The organism is Peribacillus asahii (assembly GCF_004006295.1).
GTDB classification, from domain to species: Bacteria; Bacillota; Bacilli; order Bacillales; family DSM-1321; genus Peribacillus; species Peribacillus asahii_A.
The window spans coordinates 2585090-2606978 of sequence record NZ_CP026095.1; the positions used below are offsets into that span (position 1 = coordinate 2585090).

The window sequence follows — 21889 nt, forward strand, 5'->3', positions numbered from 1 at the left end:
GTGAATTCCTCCCATTGCACTATTAAATTCCTGTGCCAATCATGGTTTTCTTGAATTCCTCCGTATAATCACGTAGATATTCATTTGCATCTGTCCATTTTCATTGGATATATGTATCCAATCTTGGATACTTGCTAACGTAAAACAATTATGTTGTCCTGTGATTGAACTATTGAATGAAATATTCCCTCTCTGCCGTTTCTATTTCATGTTTACCGATTACTTGAGGGAATCCCTATCCTATTTCTCCTTACTTTCTATAGTTTCATAACGACTGCTTCTCCATCTACCACCATCTTCTGGTGCTGATTCAATACTTGCGTTTTCAACTTAATAATTTTCTTATCATCCCTTTTTTCCATTACCTCAACAGTTGCCTTAATCGTATCCCCAATTTTAACGGGAGCAGTAAACTTTAAGTTTTGGGACAAATAGATAGAATTCACTCCAGGTAGCTTCGTTCCAATAACTGTAGAAATAAAACTACCTGTTAAAAAGCCGTGGGCAATTCTTTCTTTAAAAGGTGTTTCCTTAGCAAACTCCTCATCAAGGTGAATCGGGTTAATATCGCCAGTCAGCCCAGCAAATTGAGTTATATCAGAATCTGTAATAGTCTTAGTGAAAAATTCCATATCCCCTACTTGAATATCGTTGTACGTTAGTTCTTTTATCATTAATAAACATCTCCTTTTATTTTTATCAGAGTTATATATCGCAATCTTTTCAGCCCTATTTTTGTACAAAAGAAGCCAGCAAATCCTACAACGCTTTCACATTTGACTCATCTGAGGCTCGTCTTCTGACAAAGAAAATTAAGTGAATAAAATCCGTTTCTCCATTTAGCTCCCTGAAAACGATGCCTGTCTTTTTTCAAGAAAAGCTTTCGTTCCTTCTACCTTGTCTTCTGTTCCATACAAAAAGGCTTGGGCTAAGGTTTCAATCAGTAATCCAGTATCCATATCAACCTCAAAACCTCGATTAACAACAAGCTTAGCCATTTGAACAGCAAGCGGTCCTTTTGCCAATATTCGTTCAGCCTTTTCACAGACAGCATCCATCAATTCCTCTAATGGAACCACGTCTGACACTAAACCAATCGCTTTCGCCTCACCCGCGGAAATGAATTCCCCTGTTAAAATCATATTCATCGCTCGACCCTTACCGATGATTCTCGTTAATCGCTGCGTCCCGCCAGCACCCGGGATAACCGATAAATTCAACTCAGGTAAACCGAATTTTGCATTATCAGATGCCATCCGAATATCACAGCTCATTGCCAATTCGCTTCCACCGCCAAGAGCAAACCCATTAATGGCGGCAATGGTTGCTTTTTTACTATTTTCAATGCGGCGATACACTTCGGTCATACTTCCATTATTGAATGCATCGATTGATTTCCTAGTCGTAAGCTGGTTAATATCAGCTCCCGCTGCAAACGCCTTATCACCAACTCCGGTAAAAACAATAACTCCTATTTCCTTATCATTCTCTAACTCTTCCAATGCAGATAAGATTTCCGTAACCGTTTGATTATTCAGGGCGTTTCTTACTTCAGGACGATTAATTTTAATAATGCCAATTTGATTTTCCTTTTCAAGCAATAGATTTTGATAGACCATCATGAATTCCTCCTCATTATTGATATTTCCGATGTAATTGGACGGAAATAATCTTCTTTTGAATTTCAGGTATCCCTTCGTAAATTCTTATAATTCGCGCATCACGTTAACACCCATTCCACCTAGCTTTTTCTACACATGTCTTGAAGCGATCCCTTCTCTGTCCCATTTTTTCTAGTTTGGCAAATTCCTTTATCATTTTTTTCGAAAATACTCTTGTTCTTCTGTAAATGAAAAATTGAATAATGTAATCCCTCCTCGCTTATTAATAATGCAAGTTTCATACCAACAAGTATCCTTGGAAAGGATGCGCCAAAACCCTAATTTTTTTCGCAAAATTGATAATTTTCTTAAAACTGCGAAGCAAAAATGAATATTACATACTTTCTCAGCACGACGAACCGAATCAACGAGCTTAGATCTAAAATCAAAAAACAACAAACCAAACGAGACTCGCAAAACTTAGTGTAGCAAAGGCATATTAATTTTCGTCAAGCACGTTTCTAGAAATGATCAATCTTTGGATTTCATTTGTTCCTTCATAAATTTGTGTAATGCGGGCATCGCGATAAAAACGCTCCACTGGATAATCGGATACATATCCCATTCCACCATGAATTTGAACCGCTTTATCTGCCACTCGATTAAAGACATCTGAGGCAAACAATTTAGCCATAGAAGACTCTTTCACTACTTTTTTCCCTTCATCGACCATATGTGCCGCTTTTAGCATTAAATTTCTTGCCGCTTCTGTTTCCGTTGCCATATCCGCTAACATCCATTGAATCGCTTGGTTCGAAGCAATCGGTTTTCCAAATTGAATTCTTTCCTTCGCATAGGAAGCCGATAATTCAATTAGTTTTTCAGAAGATCCAACTGCTCTTGCGGCTAGCCCAATGCGGCCTTCACTAAGAATTTTTAAAGCGGCCATGTACCCCATTCCGACTTCACCGATAACGTTTTCCTCCGGAACTTCACAGTTTTCGAAAATTAATTGTGCCGTATACGAACCACGCAGACCCATTTTTTTGTCTTTTTTACCAATCGTAAAACCTGGAAAATCTTTTTCTACTAGAAAAGCCGTAATGCCCCCTTTTGCTCTTTTATCTTTATCTGTCAGTGCAAAAACCGTAAAAACATCAGCAATCGGTGCATTTGTAATAAAATGCTTTGTTCCGTTTAGAATCCATTTATCCCCTACCTTTTCTGCTCTTGTCGATAAGTTCGTTGCGTCTGATCCTGCACCTGGCTCAGATAAAGCAAATGCCGCTGTCTTTCTGCCTGTCGCAAGCTCCGGTAAATATTTATCCTTTAAAAATGGAGAAGCTAAGCGAACTAGCCCTGTACTTCCAATACCTGTATGAGCACTAATCAACGTAGCAAATCCGTTATGTGTTCTTCCTAGCTGCTCCAAAACCGCAGCTTTTCCAACCATTCCTAATCCGATTCCACCGTATTCTTCAGGGATACTCATTCCGAATAATCCAAGTTCTTTTGCTTGCGCGATTAAATGCTCAGGAATTCTATCCTCTTCTTCAATTTGTTGCGCGAACGGCTCTACTTCATTTTCTACAAAGTTTCTTACCATTTGTCTAATTTGCTCAATTTCTGGATTTACTGTCGTAAACATGTCAATTCCCCCTAATAATTTGGAATACTATATACATAATGCAAAAAGTGTGCCAAAAGGAAATTGCTTACCTTTATCGGATTTACTTACTACTTATTCTTTGTCGATTTATATTTAAATCAACCATATAGATTACTAGCAGGTTCTCGCGTTTCAAAAATGAATCAACGTTTCATTTTTGAATCACACGATAATTGTTGAAAAAACAAGTTTCAACTCATATTCGCCCATCTCCACGAGAACATGTCTTTGTACGATTCAACAACTTCCTGCACAAGGTCCTTAAATTAAACAAAAAAATCCATCTGATAAGCTCCATTTCAAATAAAAATATTATATTTTTCAGCCACAGTACGTTGACTCTATATATGTTCAACTTGTTAATCCGACATAAAAACGTTTATTTGAATACGCTGTTGATGTCGACAAGTGCACTGTGGTCATCAATACATACAGAAATATCCTTACCTTATTCCAGCAGCATCCGCTAAATATTCAATAAGATGCAGATAAATTGTCTCGCTCAATCCCTACTTTTATTTGAAGTAGACATCCAAGATTAGTTGTAATCATGATAGTCGCTTTTGTTTCTTTCACCTCCTTCTACAGGTTCTTTTTCAAGCTGGTGTAAAATCAACTTCATTTCCTCTAGTTCTTCTTATTGCAGTTACAAATTCAGATACAAAAAAATACACACTACTGAGTAGTGTGCAAATATAGTATTATTTCAGATTGTACTTAGCTATTTTTCGATACAAGCTGGCAATATGTATTTTTAGTTTTTGAGCAGCTAGAGTTCGATCACCATTTGCTTCTTGTAAAGCTCGTTGGATTGCGTTTATCTCTGCACTTCTCACTTCTTCCTCTAAACTTTGCAGAGGCGTGATTTCCCTATTTTTTGGATTGGTAGACATCTGGCGTGAAAAATAGATCGTATTCATCGAAAGGGTATCTCCTTCAACAATATTCATTCCCCTTTCAATAAAGGCCTTTAATTCACGAACATTTCCTGGCCATTCATAGTTCAAGATCCACTCTTGCAGCTTGGAATCAATGAATTTAACGTCCAGATCAAACCTCTCATTAAAAAAATCGATAAAATAATGAGCTAATGATAGGAGATCCTCTTTTCTCTCCCGAAGTGAAGGAATTGTTAAATCGAAGACATAAAGTCGATAAAATAAATCCTGCCTAAACTTCCCTTCCTCAACAAGTTTTCCTAAGTCACGATTCGTTGCTGCAATAATACGGATATCGATATTTTTACTAACGGTTCCTCCTATGCGCTCAACCTCTTTTTCCTGAAGCACACGGAGCAGCTTTCCTTGTGCTTCATAAGGAAGTTCTGATATTTCATCAAGAAAAAGGGTACCATTCATAGCTAATTCAAACTTTCCAGGTTTTCCTTCCTTTCTTGCTCCACTAAATGCTCCGGGTTCATAGCCAAAAAGCTCTGATTCAAATAATTCCCCCGGGATAGCTGCACAATTTATCGCAATAAAAGGATTGTTTTTCCTTCTGCTTATACCATGAATCGCTTGAGCGAATAATTCCTTTCCCGTCCCACTTTCCCCTGTCAGCAGCACAGTTGAATTACTAGTCGCAATTCGAATGGCTAATTCTTTAGCCTCCTTCATCGCCATACTATCCCCAATAATTTCCTCAAAGCTGTATTTATTTTGGTGGGGCTTTTTTTTGTTCATTTTAGCTAAATCAATCGCATGCATGAACGATACCATTTCATGATGCTCAATATCTCCATCACGGGCTATCACCCGATAAATCTCCTGTTGATTCTGTTTCGTCACTCTAATTAAACAATTAATCCCGGAAATAACACCGAAGAAGACTTTTTTACGCCTTCGGCCATACATTCCATGGATTACATCATAAATTGGAGCCCCTAAGTAAGCACTCTTATTTATCGAAAAGTTTTCACAAAAATCTGGGCTGAGGTGAATCAGTCGCCCGCTGCCATCAACTTCAATGTATCCCCAGTCTTCTAGTAAATTTATCGTCTTCTCCATATCAATCACCTTTCCGATAATACAAAAAGAACAACTTGTCCTTTAATTACCTCGGTTCCATTTTGATTAAAGCATGTAACCTTTTGCGTAACCCAATTTCTTTCAAGATTAACATCAATAATCGTCAATTCAGCGGTAATGACATCTCCGGCATGTACCGGATGATAATAAATCATCTCTTTTTGCAGCAATACACAAGCACGTCCCGGAAGTTTATCGGTAATCACTTGGGTAACTAATCCCTCCACCAACATTCCAGGAACAATCGGCTGCGAATAACGATGATTCTTCCAACTATCCTCATTTCGTTGATAGATTGGATTAAAATCTTTTGTTAATTCATTGCATTGTTGAACATCGTCTTCTGTAAATATCCGTCGCAAACGGGCTATTTGTCCGATAAACAATTCCGAAGTAGATAAGTTCATTTATACTCTCCTTTATTCACAGACTTTTCTGCTGTATCAAAAGTAAGTTTCATAATCACATAGATTTTCATTTGCATCTCTCCATTCTCATTTTATCTGTCCAATACTTAAACGTAGAACAATCATGTTGTTTTGTGATTGATATATTGAACGGAACATTGCTCCTCTTGCTTAATCATATTGCAAGTTTCATACCAACAAGTATCCTTTATAAAAAAAGACCTAGATTCAGATAATCTCGCAAAAGTGATAATTTTTCGCATAATTGCGAATCGATTTTGCGAAAAATTATTCATAAAAAAATGCACACTACTAGGTAGCGTACATTAAGCTTACTTGTATAAGGCGTACCCCCAACATGTTGTACACGAAGCACAATGTAATCCCCCTTTCATTATCCTCGCCACTTGTACCTGACACCCGGATTTTTTTCACTTTCGAGTGATTCCCCTGTTAACACAAGCGGAATTCCTTCAGGCAAGGATGAAGCAGCGGGAGCATCGTCTAATATTTTTAAAAGAGTTCCTTTTGGGACAAATGGATATAGTTCTTCAATATGGTGATTCAACAAGCGGAAGCAGCCTGCTGACACACTTCTTCCGACCGAAGAAGGCTTGTTTGTTCCATGTATGGCTACTTCTTGTTCGAGTACAATCCCTCTTGTGCCAAACGGAGAGCCTGGACCATTCGGTTCCACCACTCTTTCCGTTACATATGAAGATGAAAACGGCATTCCTTTTTTTCCTGTAGCTATAGGGTAAACAGCAATCGGTCTGCCATGAAATGAAAGTGCCAATTTGTGCACACTCGGGTAAACGAGGATTTCCACTAGTTCTTTTCGAGCATCAAGAGGGGTACCTGCTAAAAGAAGAGTATAGCTTTGGCTCGTTCGTTTGTACGTAATTCCTTTAGGAACATATGAAATCCAGTTATTCGGATAAGGACTCGCTAACTCCTCAAGCGAAACAGGATAGCGTTTTTTTGCTTGATAAAAATGCACAATCGCGCTGTTTACAACGAGCCATTCTATATGCTTTAGATTTGTTACATCAACCGTCAGCAATGCACCATCTTTTTGAGCAATATTAGTCTCCTGCTGTGAAGCGTTTTTTTTCTTGTGCCCAGGTGTAGAATCATGTATCGCTGTAGACGCATCAACATCGTTTTCTTCCGTGAACCTATCTGTAAAGTGAAAAAAATAACGATCTAAAACAAATGCAGTATACAAAAGAAATAAACAAGAGAAAAAGATTAGTAAAGCCAGCAATCTTCTGCTCGATTTCCTCTGTTTTGCTTGTGATTTAGCCTTTCTTACACGCATGTAGCGATTTTGAGCTTTATTCATCTTTCTCGCCTCCTGCTTCTTTTAATGCCAGTGCGTAAAGAGTTTGCCGGCGATAAAATGAGCCCCGGCTATATTGTTTACACACTCAACCTTGTTTTAAAGCAGATCGATGACTCACAAATTGCTCCAAATGTAAATGAAACACTTTTCCTCCTTAACTTGTTTACTTAGCTTATTTTTCTTGCTTTCTCGTGAATGGTTACTCTTTTTATATAAAATGTCCTGACACTTAGATTGATTCTCGATGCATTTTTAAAATTTACATTTTTTACATTATATAAAAGTATATCACCAGTTCTTAATACAGAACAACAAAACACCATTTTCCCCTGCGTTTTCAGCAAAAAGTCAGCTAAATAAAAAAATCGCCTCAAAAGGAGACGATTTTAATCAGTTCATTTAATTATGCTTCTTTCCGTCATATTAAGTTTTAGCGTCTGTCAATTTTCTAAACTATCTTTTATACAGTACTTTTGCATAAACATAAGTAAAAAGGGAAATATACATGTTCTCTCAACAAGTAGTCTCTGCACATGACCAGTCTCTTGCATGTTTCAAAGTAATATCGATAAACATTGATAAAGCTGGGGAAACCCATTTATTTTTGTGATAAACGACTTGGGAGTATATCTGTTTTAAATCAGCCTCGCAAGGAATAATTTTTAACCTTCCTGCCTCGATTTCATCATTTACTGTCATTAAAGGTAAATAAGCAATACCAAGCCCACTCATTACAGAACGCTTTATCGCCTCAATACTCCAAAGTTCCATGATGTTGGACGGTACAATCCCTCTATCACGTAGGAACTCTTCAAATATTCTTCGATAACTGCCTTCTTTCTCGTTCACAATCAAACACTCGCGTATCTTTTGATTTTCGTAGCTTTTATCTAAAATATTCAGCGAACAGTCAGAACTTCCAACGAGAACAATCGGTTCATTCATTAACGGATGGATGATTAAATCCGAATCCTCAAACTGTGGCAACATGACAAACGCAACATCTGCACTACCATCAACTATTGCTTTCTTGTTATCTCCGCAAGAGGCGTTACTTAAACGGATGCTTACATGGGGAAATTTCTTTCGATATTCTTTTAATATTGGTTCTAAGCGGAATACTGTTAGAGATTCAGGAGCCGCAATCTTTAACGTCCCTCTAATATCCTTTTCCTCACTGGTAATGCTTTCGATTTTTCCATAAGTATCTAAAATATCCTGTGTATAGGGTAACAACTTCTTACCAATTTCAGTTAATCTTATCTTTCGACCCATCCGATCAAACAGAGGTGCGCCTAAATGCTCTTCAAGTGCCTGAATATGAGAAGTCACCGTGGATTGAGTGTAACCTAAATGTTCTGCTGCTTGTGTGAAGCTACCCGTTTCAATGACCTTTTTAAACGTAACAAAATGGCGTATTTCCATCATTTCACCCACCTTTATTTTACTCTTACTTCTATAGTATCAAAAAAATCAATGAATAGTTTCATAAACTTCAATTTTACTAATAATTAGTCGCGAGTTAATATTAAGAAAAAACAGGAGGCTATTTATATGAAGACAACGGGGGTGGTTACGTTTTGAAACGTATACACTATAGCTGGTTTATTCTTTCCATAACATTTTTCTCCATTATTGTAGCCGGAATTGTTATGTCATCATCAGGGGTTTTCATAGATCCTTTCGAAAAGGAATTTGGCTGGGATCGATCTGTTATTGCACTCGCTTTTGCCATTAGTATGTTTTTATTTGGTATATCCGGTCCATTTATGGCAGCATTACTTAATGTGATTGGCTTAAAGAAAATGATGATTGTTTCTATGACAACTTTACTGACAGGTATCATACTAACCTTCATTATGAATCAATCTTGGCAGATGATCATCATTTGGGGCTTAATTATCGGGCTGGGATCAAGTCTTTTTCTAACGGTATTAAGTCCATATGTAGCGAATCATTGGTTTGAGAAAAGAAGAGGTCTTGCAGTAGGAATATTAACGGCAAGTACAGCAACAGGTCAGTTAATTCTACTTCCTGTCTTAGCGGCTATTATCGATCAGTATTCGTGGCGCTGGGCCATTGGTTTAATTATGATCCTTAGTTTCACCATGCTTATCATAATCTTTTTATTTATAAAAAACACACCAAAGGATGTTGGTATTCTTCCATATGGACTTGAAGAAGAAATACAAGAGAGCCATGAAGGACAAAAGGAAAACCCTATTGTTGTAGCCTTCAATGGTTTATTCGAAGCTGTGAAAGTGAAGGAATTTTGGTTATTATCTGGTAGTTTCTTTATTTGTGGACTTTCAACGAGTGGTTTAATTGGTACACATTTTATTTCTTACTGTATAAGTTTTGGAATACCTTTAGTTACAGCAGCTTCGTTTCTTTCATTTATGGGAATCTTTAATCTAGTAGGAACAACTCTATCCGGTTGGCTGTCAGATCGTTTCGATAATCGATGGCTATTATTTTGGTACTATGGTTTAAGAGGGGCTTCTCTTGTATTACTTCCTTATGCATTAACTGAAGGTTCCACTACTATGCTAGTTATCTTTACCATGTTTTATGGATTAGATTGGATTGCAACTGTTCCACCAACTATTGGTATCTCAAGACAAATCTTCGGCACTAATAAAAGTGGAATCATTTACGGTTGGATTTATGCATCTCATCAGGCAGGTGCTGCAGTAGCTGCATATGGAGGGGGTCTAATCTATAAATTTTTCAACACTTACACTTGGGCATTCTTCTTGGCAGGAGTTTTCTGTTTATTAGCAAGCTTATTTGTCATTATTATTAAAAAACAACATTCCAGTCAATTAACTAAGGAAGGAGTAATGAATGTATAGGGATGTAGAGAAAGCTAAAACTCATGTATTTACTTTCCTCTTACCGTATAAGATAAATTATTTATCTTATACATTTTTACATATTCTAGAAAGCAGCCTGTATTCAAGAGAATCTATATTTTAATTACTAAAAGGTGCTTTTCTAAAGTAAATAAACCCCAATTTCTAGGTGCTGCAAGAGAGAAATTAGGGTTTTTTAGTTCAATTTCCTTAATCTTGTATATCTACATTTTCCTAACTCTATCTCTAATCATCTTCGAAACACAATTAGGTTCTAATATGTTACGACTCACACCCCCAGAATCTGCATTAAGCAATCTTATCTGTTCGAACGAGTTTTTAGAAATTCGTCTATTTCAAGGAACCAAGATAATAACCACCAAGGAAAATAGTCAAAATAAGGACAAAATGAATAATTGCCCAACCAAGTCCACCAAATTTCAAATGATTTATATTGATTGGCTTTCTTAAATCTCTAGGAATAATTATACCGCCAATCCATTCAAAAACTAAAAAATATATCCACCACCATGTATAAGAATCCCAAAAGCCCCATTTAAAGCTATATCTAATTAGCCCAGTATTTGTTAATGACCATGTTTCCAAAAACATTCCTATATGAATAATCGTCCAATAGAAAGGTATTTTCCATCCCCACTTCTCTGGACTATAACGAACGGATAAAAGAACCATTATAGGAAAGAAAAGTGTAACAACAGTTACCGGCATAATTTCAATCCTAGGGAATAATAGATATGGAAATGAATAAAACTTAAATTTCACAAACATATAGCACAAAATGTTTCCAGCTAAAGCTGATAAAATAAATAACAAACCTTATCTTTTCTTATCTAATCTTTAAAAAAAGATAAGGCTCAGAAGGCCAGTGATAATCACAATAATATAGGCAAAAGATTCGATATTGAATCCAATATTTATATAATCAGTTAACATTTTATACGCATTCCCCCTACTTCATTTTTTTCTTTTTTGTTCCCCTAAAAATCCCCATTTAAATTGCACAACTAAGAGAATCAACTTATTTTTATTTCAATTCAGTAATTGGAATATGGAAGTATATAATCATAAAAACGGTAAGTAGAAAGCATAATAACCATGTTAACAATGGTCTAGTAAAATGGAGCCGTATGCCAATAAACATACAAAACCAAATAAAAGTTGACCACCCAATATTCCAACCATTATGATGTGTATTTAATCCTATAAGTACGTAAAATGCTTCTACTACTGCCCACGTCAATGTCCATAGTAATATATAGCTTATTTGATTAATGAAACGTTTTTTGAAAGGATAGTGTGGGAGATAAATTAAAATCAATGGGGGATAATAAAGATAAACCATAAATAAATCAATAAGTGTATGATTAGGAAGAAAGGACGTCCCAGAAAAATACCATAATGATTTATTGTACGTTAGAAGGCTAACAGTCAAACTCAATGTCATGACAAAAAGCACGGTTGAATAATATTTTTTCCAATTTCTCCAATCGCTGAAACGCCATGCTACGATTAATACTATACATTCAAAAATTATTGTTAAATAGTTTGAAAATCCCAAAGCTTTCACCCCAAATTTAACTCTTATAGCCTCCCTTGATTATGTATATAACCATTGCTATTAGTTTATATAGTTTCCTTTGTTTAGGGATTTGATTCAAATCCATCCATATTTAAACTTTTTAAAGTCTTCTTTGTTAAAATTCGACTTTGATTATGTATTTTTGTTCAGCAAAATCGCCCTAAAATGAAAAATGAGCGCTTATCCATTCTGATCTGACCCCTGTCAAGTAGACATAAAAAAACAGCTGCCTATGGTAACTGTGTCTATTGAAGGAAAGTTACTTTGGTTTAAATACCAGAAATAATATTTTAACATTTCGCCCACCCTTTACCATTTAGGAAATCTTTCATAATTAAAATAATAAGTTGAAAAACCACATAATTTGTTTTAAGAAAAAAGACTAATATATATACCAAGGGCAATTAAACCAAAGATAATAATGACCACATAAATTAAAGTTAAATTTGTAAAATTTCTTTTGGTTGAGCTACTATAATTATCGTCACCCTTCCCTGCGATTAATAGTGTTAAAACAATAGCTATTATTAAAATAATATTTAAAAGAAATCTATTAAGGGTTCATTAATTGTTCTTTGTGGGAGAGCAAAGTCTCGAAGTGAGCAGCGGTAAACAAGCGGAAGCGCGGCAGGTCTGAGAACTGTTTATAGTATTTTTACTAAATTTAAAGAGGTACAGGCTACATACTCTTCAAGTTAAAATTTAGAGCTCCTTTAGAACAAAATTTAGGGGTTTATTAGTATTGTTTGCTAAAGAATGGACAGCATAAAGACAAGTATTTTCATTATTAAGACTCACCATGAAAAGTTTGAAAGGAAAAACATTAAAAAGGAGTAAACGATGCATTGGTATGAAAAGTTAAATCAATATTTTCCGATTGAAGAAATGAAATCAAGAAACCACATGGAAACCTTACTTGAAGAGCGTTCAGATATCTACCATAAGGATGAGAGCTCTAAACATATTTTAATGTATGTTGAACTAGATAATTTTATTTTTATTGATTATCTTCTCGTTTCAAAAAATGCTAGAGGTGAAGGACTCGGGCATAAACTATTGGAAAAACTAAAACGAAAAGAAAAACCGATTATACTTGAAGTAGAACCAATTAACTATGAAGACAGTGATTCAGAAAAAAGACTTCATTTTTATAAACGTGAAGGATTTGAGCATGCTAACTCCATTGGGTATGAGAGAAGGTCCCTTGCAACAAAAGAGCTTAATGAAATGGAAATCCTCTACTGGGCACCCAATAATGAGTCGGAAGAAATGATCTTTGAAGCAATGAAGAAGACATATAATCTGATACATACATATAAGGATCAACATTTTTATGGTGAATCCTATCAACCAGTTGAGGAAGTTCTAACCTTTGGCAAAGAGTCGAAAAATGAAAATTTATTTGAAAATCTATGACTTTTATATTGTCACTTAGTTAATCGATTGGTGGTTCTGGTGGAAAAACTTGAAAAAAACATAAAAAAGCGAAAGATTTCCAGTGACCTCTGGTCTTATGCAACTAGTCCAAACGGTTGATGGATGAATTCTTTTTGATTTTGGACAGACTTCTCCCTTTGAAGATTCTGTCCTTTTTTGATCATGTGCATAGCCTCTAGCCCCGTAATCATTCGTTTGGCAGTCCGTAAGGACTTTAATCCAATCATCGGGCGAATTCATTTTTAATAAAGCGATGATCCTGCTCCACGATATTGTTGAGATATTTAACTTGCCTTAGTTGGATGCCTTCAGGCATCTGTTTTTCTTCTTTTAACTCTTGAATAGTGATGGGAATTGGTGTACCCAACGTAATAATCGTACTTACTACAAATATTGTATAAAGCATAATAGATATTAGATTTGAGGGAAATTTCTTCATTTCATCACCACAGTGGTTTTAAATATTTTACATACACTTTGATTATCTCAGAATGTTATAACCTTTTTTATTGGTAATTTATTACTTGTGAAACTAAAGGACCTTTAGTTTTATGTCTTATTTCACAAACTCTCCTTACATAAAGAAAGAGCGCATTTTTTATTCTAGAAATGCACCCGATTCTTAAATATAGGATATCTAATGTTATTTTCCTTGTTTCCATCTTTAATAACAATTTCTGAATAAGTAGTCCACAAATAACACCAGGTATTACACATAACATAGGAAGCCAAACTGGTCCAAATAATAACCCAAATGGCCTAAAACTGGAAGAATAAATACAACCAACCGTAACAGAGTATGCAGCAAACACAAAAGGGAGAAAGGAATATTTCCCCTTCCCTCCCCCAGCATCTTTCCAAGCATCCCACATAGCAAAGAAATATAAACAAGGATAAAACATTAACCATTGATAATCCACCTGTAAAATCGCCTTTTCTATATCCATTTGAAAACTTGAAATAATCACTTCGTTAAAATGGCTTTGAGCATTTATTAAAAATTCCAAGAAAACAAACACAATACCTTTTATTAATTTACCATTTAGAAATTGACCAAATCCAGAAAGTGCTATATTCCATAATAACGCTTCTTTTCTGTTCGTCACATTGTTCTATTCCTTTTCTATATTCTTTTTTCAATTAGCTTGCTAATGGAGATTTTTTTAATCTATTCGATTGTCAATTAACTTCTATCAAATGCTTCTGGTGGCGCTTCCAACCATCCTTTATCAATTAAAATATTCATAGCATCATCAACAAATACGCCAACATTAGTCATATTTCTTACATATAATGCACCTATATCTCTTCTTCCATTTACCGCTAATGAGTTTCCAAATGACCTAATCTTCATAGAGAACATGTCCAACTTATGAGATAACATTATTTTATCAGAAAAAGGAGGATAGTCGGATGTTGTAACCAAATGGTCAATGTATGACGGTGTTGGTAAGTTTTCTGACTGAAGCTTTTCAATACACTGCTTCACTGCTTTATCAGTCATTTCTAAACCTTTTTTAAACAATGATTTTATTTTTTCGTCCTTAACTGTTTGATAAAATCCCAACAATAACGCTTTACTTGTTATGTTATTTTCAATGTTATCGTAAAGGTGAACAATTTCCATTGCGTGTAATGATCTAACCTCTCCAAACCAACCGTTTAGATAGCTTTGTTTATTAGCAAAATCAGGTTTTTCAGGTGTAGGAATACTTGGAGGTTTAACAATTAATTTTTTTTCAAATAAAACATTATTAATCTGTCCTAATAGGATATCTGTGCATTTATTTACATAAATGAAAAATTCCCTTATATCCTCTCTTATTACTAACGGAATTGCTACTGAATAGATACTAAGCCCAGCCTTAGCCGTATATTTTAAATATTGCACGTAAAATTCATCTTCGTATAAACGAGGGGCACCAAGATTTACATCATCCTTTGAAAAACCAACAGGTATAGGAAAATTTTCCTTTTTTAAAAATTTTTCTATCCTCTGCATAAAATCTTTGGATAAGGCTAAACCATTTTCAAGTAACGTCCTAATATATTCATCCTCACAATGTTGTAGAAAATAAGGCAAGATTTGATTTGCCATACTGTTCCCCATATAGGTAACCCAAAGTTTACCGATTTCAACCGATGTAAATGGCTGTGACTCGTCTAATTCTTTTGAACTTAAATTAATTGGTTTCATAACATCCATTGGATTAAATTCTTTATCGGTGGTCATAAGTAATCCCCTTATCTCTATGTTTCATTAAGTTTAAAGTTACCAATAAACTGTAGTCTTATTCGAGTTAACAGCCTCTTTATCCAAATAGAGGCTTATTTTTTAGTATCGGTTTTAGGTCGATTTCGTCAATCCGATTGGATACTACATTCCGTGATTTAGGGAATTTCTCCATCCCGAAATATGGGACTTAAATGAAAAATGAGCGCTTATCCTTATTCTGGTATGCTCCCCTTATAGTAGACACGTTTTAAAAAGCGCATTAATCTGTCTATTATTAAGGGGGTATTTTTTATGGAGAAAAAAGCAGAGACTTATGATATATCATTCAAGAAAAAAGCAGTGGATTTATTTCATCAAAAGAAGAATTATGCAGCCGTTTCCAGAGAATTAAACACTCATCGAAAAAACATACAACGATGGGTTAAACAGTTTAGTGAAGATGGGATGGTTGGTCTTAGAGAAAAACGTGGCAGAAAAAGTGGGTCTAGTAGAGTCTCTTCATCTACCTTTGAAAATACCCAACAGAAAATAAAGCGATTAGAAGCTGAGAATGAACTATTAAAAAAGCTTTTAAAGATGTGAAAGGAGGAATGAATCTAAAACCTAGTATTCTATTTCCAATCATTAATGATTTATCTAAACAAGCTCACTCTATACAGCTACTTTGTCATCTAGCTAAAGTATCAAGAAGTGGATACTACAAGTGGATAAAGCGTAAAGCATTACCTTCGGAAAAGCAGATAGAGGATGAGAAGCTAAAGCAGAAAATAATAGAATGTCATCAGAAATATAAGGGCATCTATGGCTATAGAAGAATACAAATTTGGTTAAAGAGGACCTATGATATTCATATTAATCACAAAAAAGTTCAACGGTTACTAAGTGAGCTAGGTATTAAAGCAATTATCAGGAAGAAACGAATTTATTACGGTAAGAAAGAACCTTATCTTATCTCGAATAATTATTTAAATAGATCCTTTTACGCTTCTCGCCCTAATGAAAAGTGGGTAACGGATATTACGTACCTCATTTTCAATGGACAGAAACTATACTTGTCTGCCATCAAAGACCTATATAATAACGAAGTTGTTGCGTACCAAATTAGTAGACGTAATGATTATAAACTAGTCTTGGATACTCTTAAAAAAGCCATAAAAGGAAGGAATGTAAAGGGACTCCTTCTCCATAGTGATCAAGGATACCAATACACTTCCCATAACTATAATCAGCTACTCACAAGAAATAAAATGAAAGCTAGTATGTCTAGAAAGGGCAACTGTTGGGATAACGCTAGTATGGAAAATTTCTTTAGTCATTTAAAAACAGAATGTTTTAACCTGCATACTTTTAAAACTTCACAAGAGGTTAGAAGGGCTATTAAAGACTACATTCACTTTTATAACCACGAAAGGTTTCAAACCAAGCTAAACAACCTGACTCCTATCGAATATAGAAGTCAGGCTTCTTAACTGCGCTTATTTTTTTATGTCTACTTGACAGGGGTCAGATCAATTCCTAGGATAGCGCCCTTTAATTGACTAACTAAAATCTAAGCTCACTCATAATACCACTTAATTCTTCTTCAATTAACGAACCCGTTTGTTTAAGTACTTTTCTTCACAGTTTTTTATTACAGGAATGCTGCCCAGTTAGTAAAAAGCGACTGCTTATATTGAACAATCTCATCCATTTAGTTCCAAGAATATTCCCCCGAAAAATACTGTTTTCGTAAAACAATCTAGCTTATTTTTTACTTCCGCGAGACCATATCACTACTGGAATTAGTAATAAGGATAGAATTCCTCCAGTAACTGATAATGTTAGATAACTTGAACCCGCCACAATCATTCCAGACAATGCTCCGCCAGCAGCTCCTGACAATGCAATTAAAACATCCACTGTACCTTGAGTTTTAGCCCGTGTGGAAGTTTCAGTTGAATCAACAATAAGTGCAGTCCCACTTATCAAACCAAAATTCCATCCTAATCCAAGTAAAGAAAGAGCAATGACTAGAAGAAGCATAGAATCTCCGGGTGCAAATGCTGCTATTAAACCTGCCAGAAGCAACGTAGTTCCAGAAGCAATAGCCATCGCAGTACGCCCCAACTTATCAACAAGGACACCTGTAACTAGTGAAGGGAGATACATGGCACCTATATGAAAACCAATAACAAGACCTACTGCACCCAAGCTATGTCCATGATGTCTCATATGAACTGGTGTCATTGTCATAATAGCTACCATTACAATTTGAGTAAGAACCATAATGGTTGCCCCAACGATTATGCCTCTTTTGTTTTCTGCATGTTCAGTTGTTGTCAAATGTCCTTTATCACTAGGCTCTTGGTTGGTCGCTTCTATCGTTCTTGCTATAACTAATGGATCTGGACGAAGCATTATGAAAAGCACAACACCCGCCAGGATATATGCCGCTGCCGCTAAAATGAAAGGGCCAGCAAGTGATGGAACACCAATAGAAAGAGCGAAATTCCCCATTACATTCACTAAATTTGGTCCTGCAACTGCGCCAAATGTTGTAAAAACCATAGTAATACTAATGGCAGTTGCTCGCTGTTTACTATTCGCTAAGTCTGTACCTGCATAACGAGCTTGTAAATTTGTTGCTGTCCCTGCACCATAAACAAGTAGGGAAGTAAATAACAAGAAAACACTATTTATTATTGCCGCAATTATGACTCCTATTGCTCCAAGTCCCCCAATCATAAAACCCGCTGTAAGACCTGTACGACGTCCAAACGCTTGCGAAAGTCTCCCAACAAATAAGGCTGCTCCTGCTGACCCTAAAGTAAGTAAAGCTGAAGGAAGTCCAGCAAACGCATCCGTACCGAGCATTTGCTGTGCAAGAAGTGCCCCCACAGTAACTCCTGCTGCTAACCCTGCACCACCAAAAATTTGTGAAATACTTACAACCAATAATGTACGCTTGTATAACGCTTTTTGTTTTTCTGAAGAACCAATGTAGCTTTGTAACGAAGCTGTTTGGACGTCTAACGCTTTTACACTATCCTTGTGCAACATAATCCAACCTCCCTTTCTATAAACCTCCAACTAGATTTGAACCATCATAACACGCACAAAAAAGGCCATACAATATCATAATTGTATGGCAAACAATATTAGGTAAGATTGTTTAGCAAACGTCTAAGGATAATCAATCCTTGCTCAAGCTCTTCGAGTGTTTTGGGGGCACAGACAGAAACCCTTACAGCCCTTTCTGGACAACTATTTCCAACTACAAAACGTTCAGCCGCATACACTTGTACTCCCTGCCCAGCAGCTAACGTTTCAAATTCAGCACCTGTAATCTCGCCTGGTAATAACAACCAACGAAAGATGCCTGTTTCAACACCTAAACACGTATAGTCTGCAAAATATCGATTTACGATTTGGTTTCTGCGAATGGTTTGTTCCCGATGACCTTCAATTAAGACTTCAAATTGATTCGATACAATCGTACGTGCTGTAAGTTCTGCTAATAGCGGGGAAACGGTTATATTTAAATTATAAAGTGCCTTTGAAATCGGCTCCTTAAATTGACTAGGTACTGCTACATAGGCTAGTCGTAACCCCGGTGCTAATGATTTAGATAAACTTGCAATATAGATGACCTGTTCTGGAGCAAATGATGCGACTGCTGGAAGTTGCTTTTGGTTGAGAAGGTGGTACGAGCCATCTTCAATAATGAACTGATTATACTTTTTGGCAATTGCTGCAATCCTTTTTCGATTCTCGACCGACATAAAGGAAGCTGTCGGATTATGATAATCTGGAATCAAGTAAATACCTTTAATATTTTCATTTTTACACGCATATTCAAAAGACGTTGGACTCATTTCATAGTTCTCTGATTTTATCGGTACTATTTGCACACTAAGCATTGCTGCAACAGTCTTTAATCCAGGATATGTATGATCATCAACACCAATGCGATCTCCAGGCTTACAAAGACTTGCCAATGTAGCAGCAATCGCATTTTGACCCCCATTTGCAAATAAAATGTGATCAACGGTTGTTTCAAACCCACCTCTTCGGATTAGCTTTATAGCTGCATCCTTTTGCCAAAGGCTTTCGCCTGTCCGGCCATAACCAAACCATTTTTCATAATCTGTCTCTTGCAGCATACTTTTTAGTTGGAGTAGCAGTGGCTCGTACGAAGCATTATCTGGTAGTGTTGCTCCCATTTCAATTAAATGCTTCGGCTTTGTATCTTCAAGTAAATACGCATTCGACAATGCATCATACGATACAAATGTGCCACTTCCGACAGCTGCACTTAGTAAGCCCTTTAACTCACAAACTTTAAAAGCTTTTGAAATGGTACTTAAATTTAAATCCAAATAATCAGCCAGTTCTCTCTGCGGAGGAAGTTTTGTTCCAGGTAGTAAAACTCCGTTTAATATATCCTGTTCCAATTGCCCTGCGATTGCTTGATAAATAGGCTTTTTAGTTTTATCAATCGATGGCTTCCAGCTCATTGGATAGTTTTCAAAAGAATTAATCGGCATGATACGCATCCTTTTTCACACAATTATATGATTGTACCATTTATAAAACAATTATAATTTTCTTTAATATTATGCCTTTTAGTGAATATCCGAGCAGCGATTCTTTTTACTTAACTTTTTCGAACGAAAATAGGAAAAGCTGAATAAGGATGAATCCTTAATTATAACGCTTGTACCCTTTATTACACTAACTGCACCGTTAGCCATCCATGAAGCGCAAAAATCAGCGCTTCACCACAGAGAATGAAAAAATACTAAGATGTCTATAATGGTTCTTAATCCAGTCAACCAATCTATAGATCAATGAATTGCAGCTCTCTTTTTTTACGAACTAGAAGGGCCTTCTTTGGTGTTGTCTTTTTTTGTAATAAGAGAAGTTTATTTTCATGGTAGTTGAAGAAGCACAATACATTTAAGAAATACAAATTTAATTTATTCCGCCTCAAAATGGCTCATTTTACTGATGCACCTTTTGTTAATTTGTTTTCGTTTGGCTACTTAATTAGTGACTACCAAATGAATAATCCGACTACCATAGCACTTAACAAGGAGACAGCCATCCCACTCACTAACATCTTCCATACATTTCTTCCGATGATATGTGATTTTTGTTCATCTAGAATAGAATTAAACGTTCCGTAAATCATGCCAACTGTACTGAAATTTGCGAATGAAGTTAAAAAAGTCACTGCTACCGCAATAGTATGCGGAGCCAATCCTCTAATCTGATCTTTTAAGTCGAGCATTGCAACAAACTCATTTGTAGCCAGTTTTATTCCCATTAATTGAGCTACATACATAGCATCGTCTCCAGTTAAACCTAGCAAATATGCAAATGGGCTAAAAATAATGGAGAATATTTTTTGTATGGTCAAACCGTGAACAAATACTCCTAATATACCATTTACAGCCGCTGTTAAAGCTACATATCCAATAACCATAGCTGTGATAACAATGACCATTCTTATGCCAACAAGCATGCTGTTTGAAATAGTTGAAAAGAAATCCTTTCGTTCCCCTTTATCAGGAACGTAAACAATATCTTCTTCTTTGCTCACCTTTATCGGGTTCAGCATGTTTGCTATCAGTAAGGCATTCAAACAATTTAATGGAATAGCAACAAATACATAAGTAGCAGGCACCATAGATAAATATGCTCCAATGATTGAGCCGCTGATGCTGCTCATACTCATAATTCCGAACGTCAGCAGACGCTGCTCTCTTAATACACTTAATTGATGGCGAATAACCGCCAACGCTTCAGTGTTTCCAAGAAACATCATCTGAATAGAAAAAAAGCTCTCTAGCTTTGGCAGACCTGATAGTTTGGAGATGAGCCAGCCTACTTTATCGATGAGCCATGTCAATATCCCGAAATAGGTTAAAATGTCAAAGAAAGTGACAATGAATATAATTGGCATTAAGGCACTAAAAAAGAAATCAATTTGCTCGTTTCCCATCGCTGATGGGAATACAAACGAGATCCCTTGATTTGCACAATCAACTAACCATGTAAAAAAGGATGCAATTTGATTAATGACCCACGTGCCTATGGTAGTTGATAGCATGAACCATGTCATAAGCAATTCAGCGATCAACAAAAATAAAATAGCTTTCCATTTAACATCCCGTTTTTCAGGCGAACATAAGTAAACCAAACCAATTACCACAAATACCCCGATTACATTTAATAGAAAGTACAATGATTAACATCTCCTTATCTCTACCATCTCCAAGCGACTTAATTTAATGTTTGTTTTTTTTACATCTTTCATGTACCTAGAAACGAAATTATATCAATGAACCAATAACCAATAACCAAAAGCCAAAGTACTTTAATAAAGTTAAAAAAATAAAAAGGTAACATTACACAGGGGAACGTTACCTTTTTTCAGCAATACATTTTATTATTTTTCAGATGATATGACAGTAATCACGGTTATATCTTTTCGATATAGCAAGTGTACTCGAATTAATAAACTCTCTCTCATTTATCAAAATCCCTTCTTTAACTAAACTGTCCCGTTCGTATTATAAGGTCAGCCAGTTATTTCTGGTTGACCATTTTTTATATGGTTTTATCCTATCAGTAGCCAGGGTAGAACGTAACTGCCCGTGGGGCTTTGACCCCGTCAGCTAAACCGTTCGCCCCTACTTGTAGAAACATGATTGAGGCTGGTTGGGAC

Annotated in this window: 17 protein-coding genes and 2 pseudogenes; 4 read left to right on the plus strand and 15 right to left on the minus strand. The window is 35.9% G+C overall.

Annotated features, from left to right (window positions below):
* Positions 1-257: 257 nt before the first annotated feature.
* From BAOM_RS12495 to BAOM_RS12530, 7 genes are all read right to left on the minus strand, one after another.
* Positions 258-674, minus strand: coding sequence for a MaoC family dehydratase (locus tag BAOM_RS12495; RefSeq protein ID WP_127760541.1), 417 nt, complete (start codon positions 672-674; stop codon positions 258-260).
* A 165-nt stretch (positions 675-839) separates the two neighbouring features.
* Positions 840-1622, minus strand: a complete 783-nt coding sequence (locus tag BAOM_RS12500) for an enoyl-CoA hydratase/isomerase family protein (RefSeq protein ID WP_306821254.1) — start codon at positions 1620-1622, stop codon at positions 840-842.
* Between the two features lie 478 nt (positions 1623-2100).
* On the minus strand, positions 2101-3249 hold the full coding sequence (locus BAOM_RS12510) for an acyl-CoA dehydrogenase family protein (protein WP_127760542.1): 1149 nt from the start codon (positions 3247-3249) through the stop codon (positions 2101-2103).
* A gap of 722 nt (positions 3250-3971) precedes the next feature.
* Complete coding sequence (locus tag BAOM_RS12515) at positions 3972-5276, minus strand: sigma-54 interaction domain-containing protein (protein ID WP_127760543.1); 1305 nt, start codon at positions 5274-5276, stop codon at positions 3972-3974.
* Between the two features lie 5 nt (positions 5277-5281).
* Entirely contained in the window at positions 5282-5704 is a 423-nt protein-coding gene (locus tag BAOM_RS12520) for a MaoC family dehydratase (RefSeq protein ID WP_127760544.1), read from the minus strand.
* A 394-nt stretch (positions 5705-6098) separates the two neighbouring features.
* On the minus strand, positions 6099-7049 hold the full coding sequence (locus tag BAOM_RS12525; RefSeq protein WP_127760545.1) for a L,D-transpeptidase family protein: 951 nt from the start codon (positions 7047-7049) through the stop codon (positions 6099-6101).
* A 513-nt stretch (positions 7050-7562) separates the two neighbouring features.
* A complete protein-coding gene (locus BAOM_RS12530; protein ID WP_127760546.1) occupies positions 7563-8477 on the minus strand; it encodes a LysR family transcriptional regulator in 915 nt (304 codons plus the stop codon).
* A gap of 152 nt (positions 8478-8629) precedes the next feature.
* On the opposite strand from BAOM_RS12530, the gene BAOM_RS12535 reads away from it, so the two are divergent.
* Positions 8630-9904 (plus strand): MFS transporter, encoded by a 1275-nt coding sequence (locus BAOM_RS12535; protein WP_127760547.1) that lies wholly within the window; start codon positions 8630-8632, stop codon positions 9902-9904.
* A 351-nt stretch (positions 9905-10255) separates the two neighbouring features.
* On the opposite strand, the gene BAOM_RS24750 is transcribed toward BAOM_RS12535, so the two are convergent.
* Positions 10256-10738 (minus strand): CBO0543 family protein, encoded by a 483-nt coding sequence (locus BAOM_RS24750; protein ID WP_286676271.1) that lies wholly within the window; start codon positions 10736-10738, stop codon positions 10256-10258.
* A 211-nt stretch (positions 10739-10949) separates the two neighbouring features.
* Entirely contained in the window at positions 10950-11492 is a 543-nt protein-coding gene (locus tag BAOM_RS25540; RefSeq protein WP_353737898.1) for a CBO0543 family protein, read from the minus strand.
* Between the two features lie 852 nt (positions 11493-12344).
* Here BAOM_RS25540 and BAOM_RS12545 point away from each other — a divergent pair.
* Positions 12345-12920, plus strand: a complete 576-nt coding sequence (locus BAOM_RS12545) for a GNAT family N-acetyltransferase (protein ID WP_127760548.1) — start codon at positions 12345-12347, stop codon at positions 12918-12920.
* A gap of 95 nt (positions 12921-13015) precedes the next feature.
* Here the strand turns inward: BAOM_RS12545 and BAOM_RS12550 are convergent.
* From BAOM_RS12550 to BAOM_RS12560, 3 genes and pseudogenes are all read right to left on the minus strand, one after another.
* A pseudogene (locus tag BAOM_RS12550) lies at positions 13016-13293 on the minus strand (DDE-type integrase/transposase/recombinase); the annotation flags it as partial.
* A 310-nt stretch (positions 13294-13603) separates the two neighbouring features.
* Positions 13604-14047 (minus strand): annotated as a pseudogene (locus BAOM_RS12555) (hypothetical protein); the annotation flags it as partial.
* A gap of 77 nt (positions 14048-14124) precedes the next feature.
* Entirely contained in the window at positions 14125-15174 is a 1050-nt protein-coding gene (locus BAOM_RS12560) for a DUF3231 family protein (RefSeq protein ID WP_252282415.1), read from the minus strand.
* 294 nt (positions 15175-15468) lie between these two features.
* On the opposite strand from BAOM_RS12560, the gene BAOM_RS12565 reads away from it, so the two are divergent.
* On the plus strand, positions 15469-15759 hold the full coding sequence (locus tag BAOM_RS12565) for a helix-turn-helix domain-containing protein (RefSeq protein WP_127759245.1): 291 nt from the start codon (positions 15469-15471) through the stop codon (positions 15757-15759).
* Positions 15760-15767: 8 nt separating this feature from the next.
* The gene (locus tag BAOM_RS12570) at positions 15768-16646 is read left to right on the plus strand and encodes an IS3 family transposase (RefSeq protein WP_127759246.1); all 879 of its coding nucleotides are present in this window, start codon (positions 15768-15770) and stop codon (positions 16644-16646) included.
* Positions 16647-16920: 274 nt separating this feature from the next.
* Here BAOM_RS12570 and BAOM_RS12575 read toward each other — a convergent pair whose 3' ends face one another.
* The 3 genes from BAOM_RS12575 to BAOM_RS12585 form a co-directional block, all read right to left on the minus strand.
* The gene (locus BAOM_RS12575) at positions 16921-18219 is read right to left on the minus strand and encodes an MFS transporter (protein WP_127762560.1); all 1299 of its coding nucleotides are present in this window, start codon (positions 18217-18219) and stop codon (positions 16921-16923) included.
* A 95-nt stretch (positions 18220-18314) separates the two neighbouring features.
* On the minus strand, positions 18315-19703 hold the full coding sequence (locus tag BAOM_RS12580) for an aminotransferase-like domain-containing protein (RefSeq protein ID WP_127760549.1): 1389 nt from the start codon (positions 19701-19703) through the stop codon (positions 18315-18317).
* Positions 19704-20212: 509 nt separating this feature from the next.
* Positions 20213-21406 carry a NupC/NupG family nucleoside CNT transporter gene (locus BAOM_RS12585; RefSeq protein ID WP_127760550.1) on the minus strand — a complete coding sequence of 398 codons (1194 nt, stop codon included), beginning with the start codon at positions 21404-21406 and terminating at the stop codon, positions 20213-20215.
* Between the last annotated feature and the right edge of the window lie 483 nt (positions 21407-21889).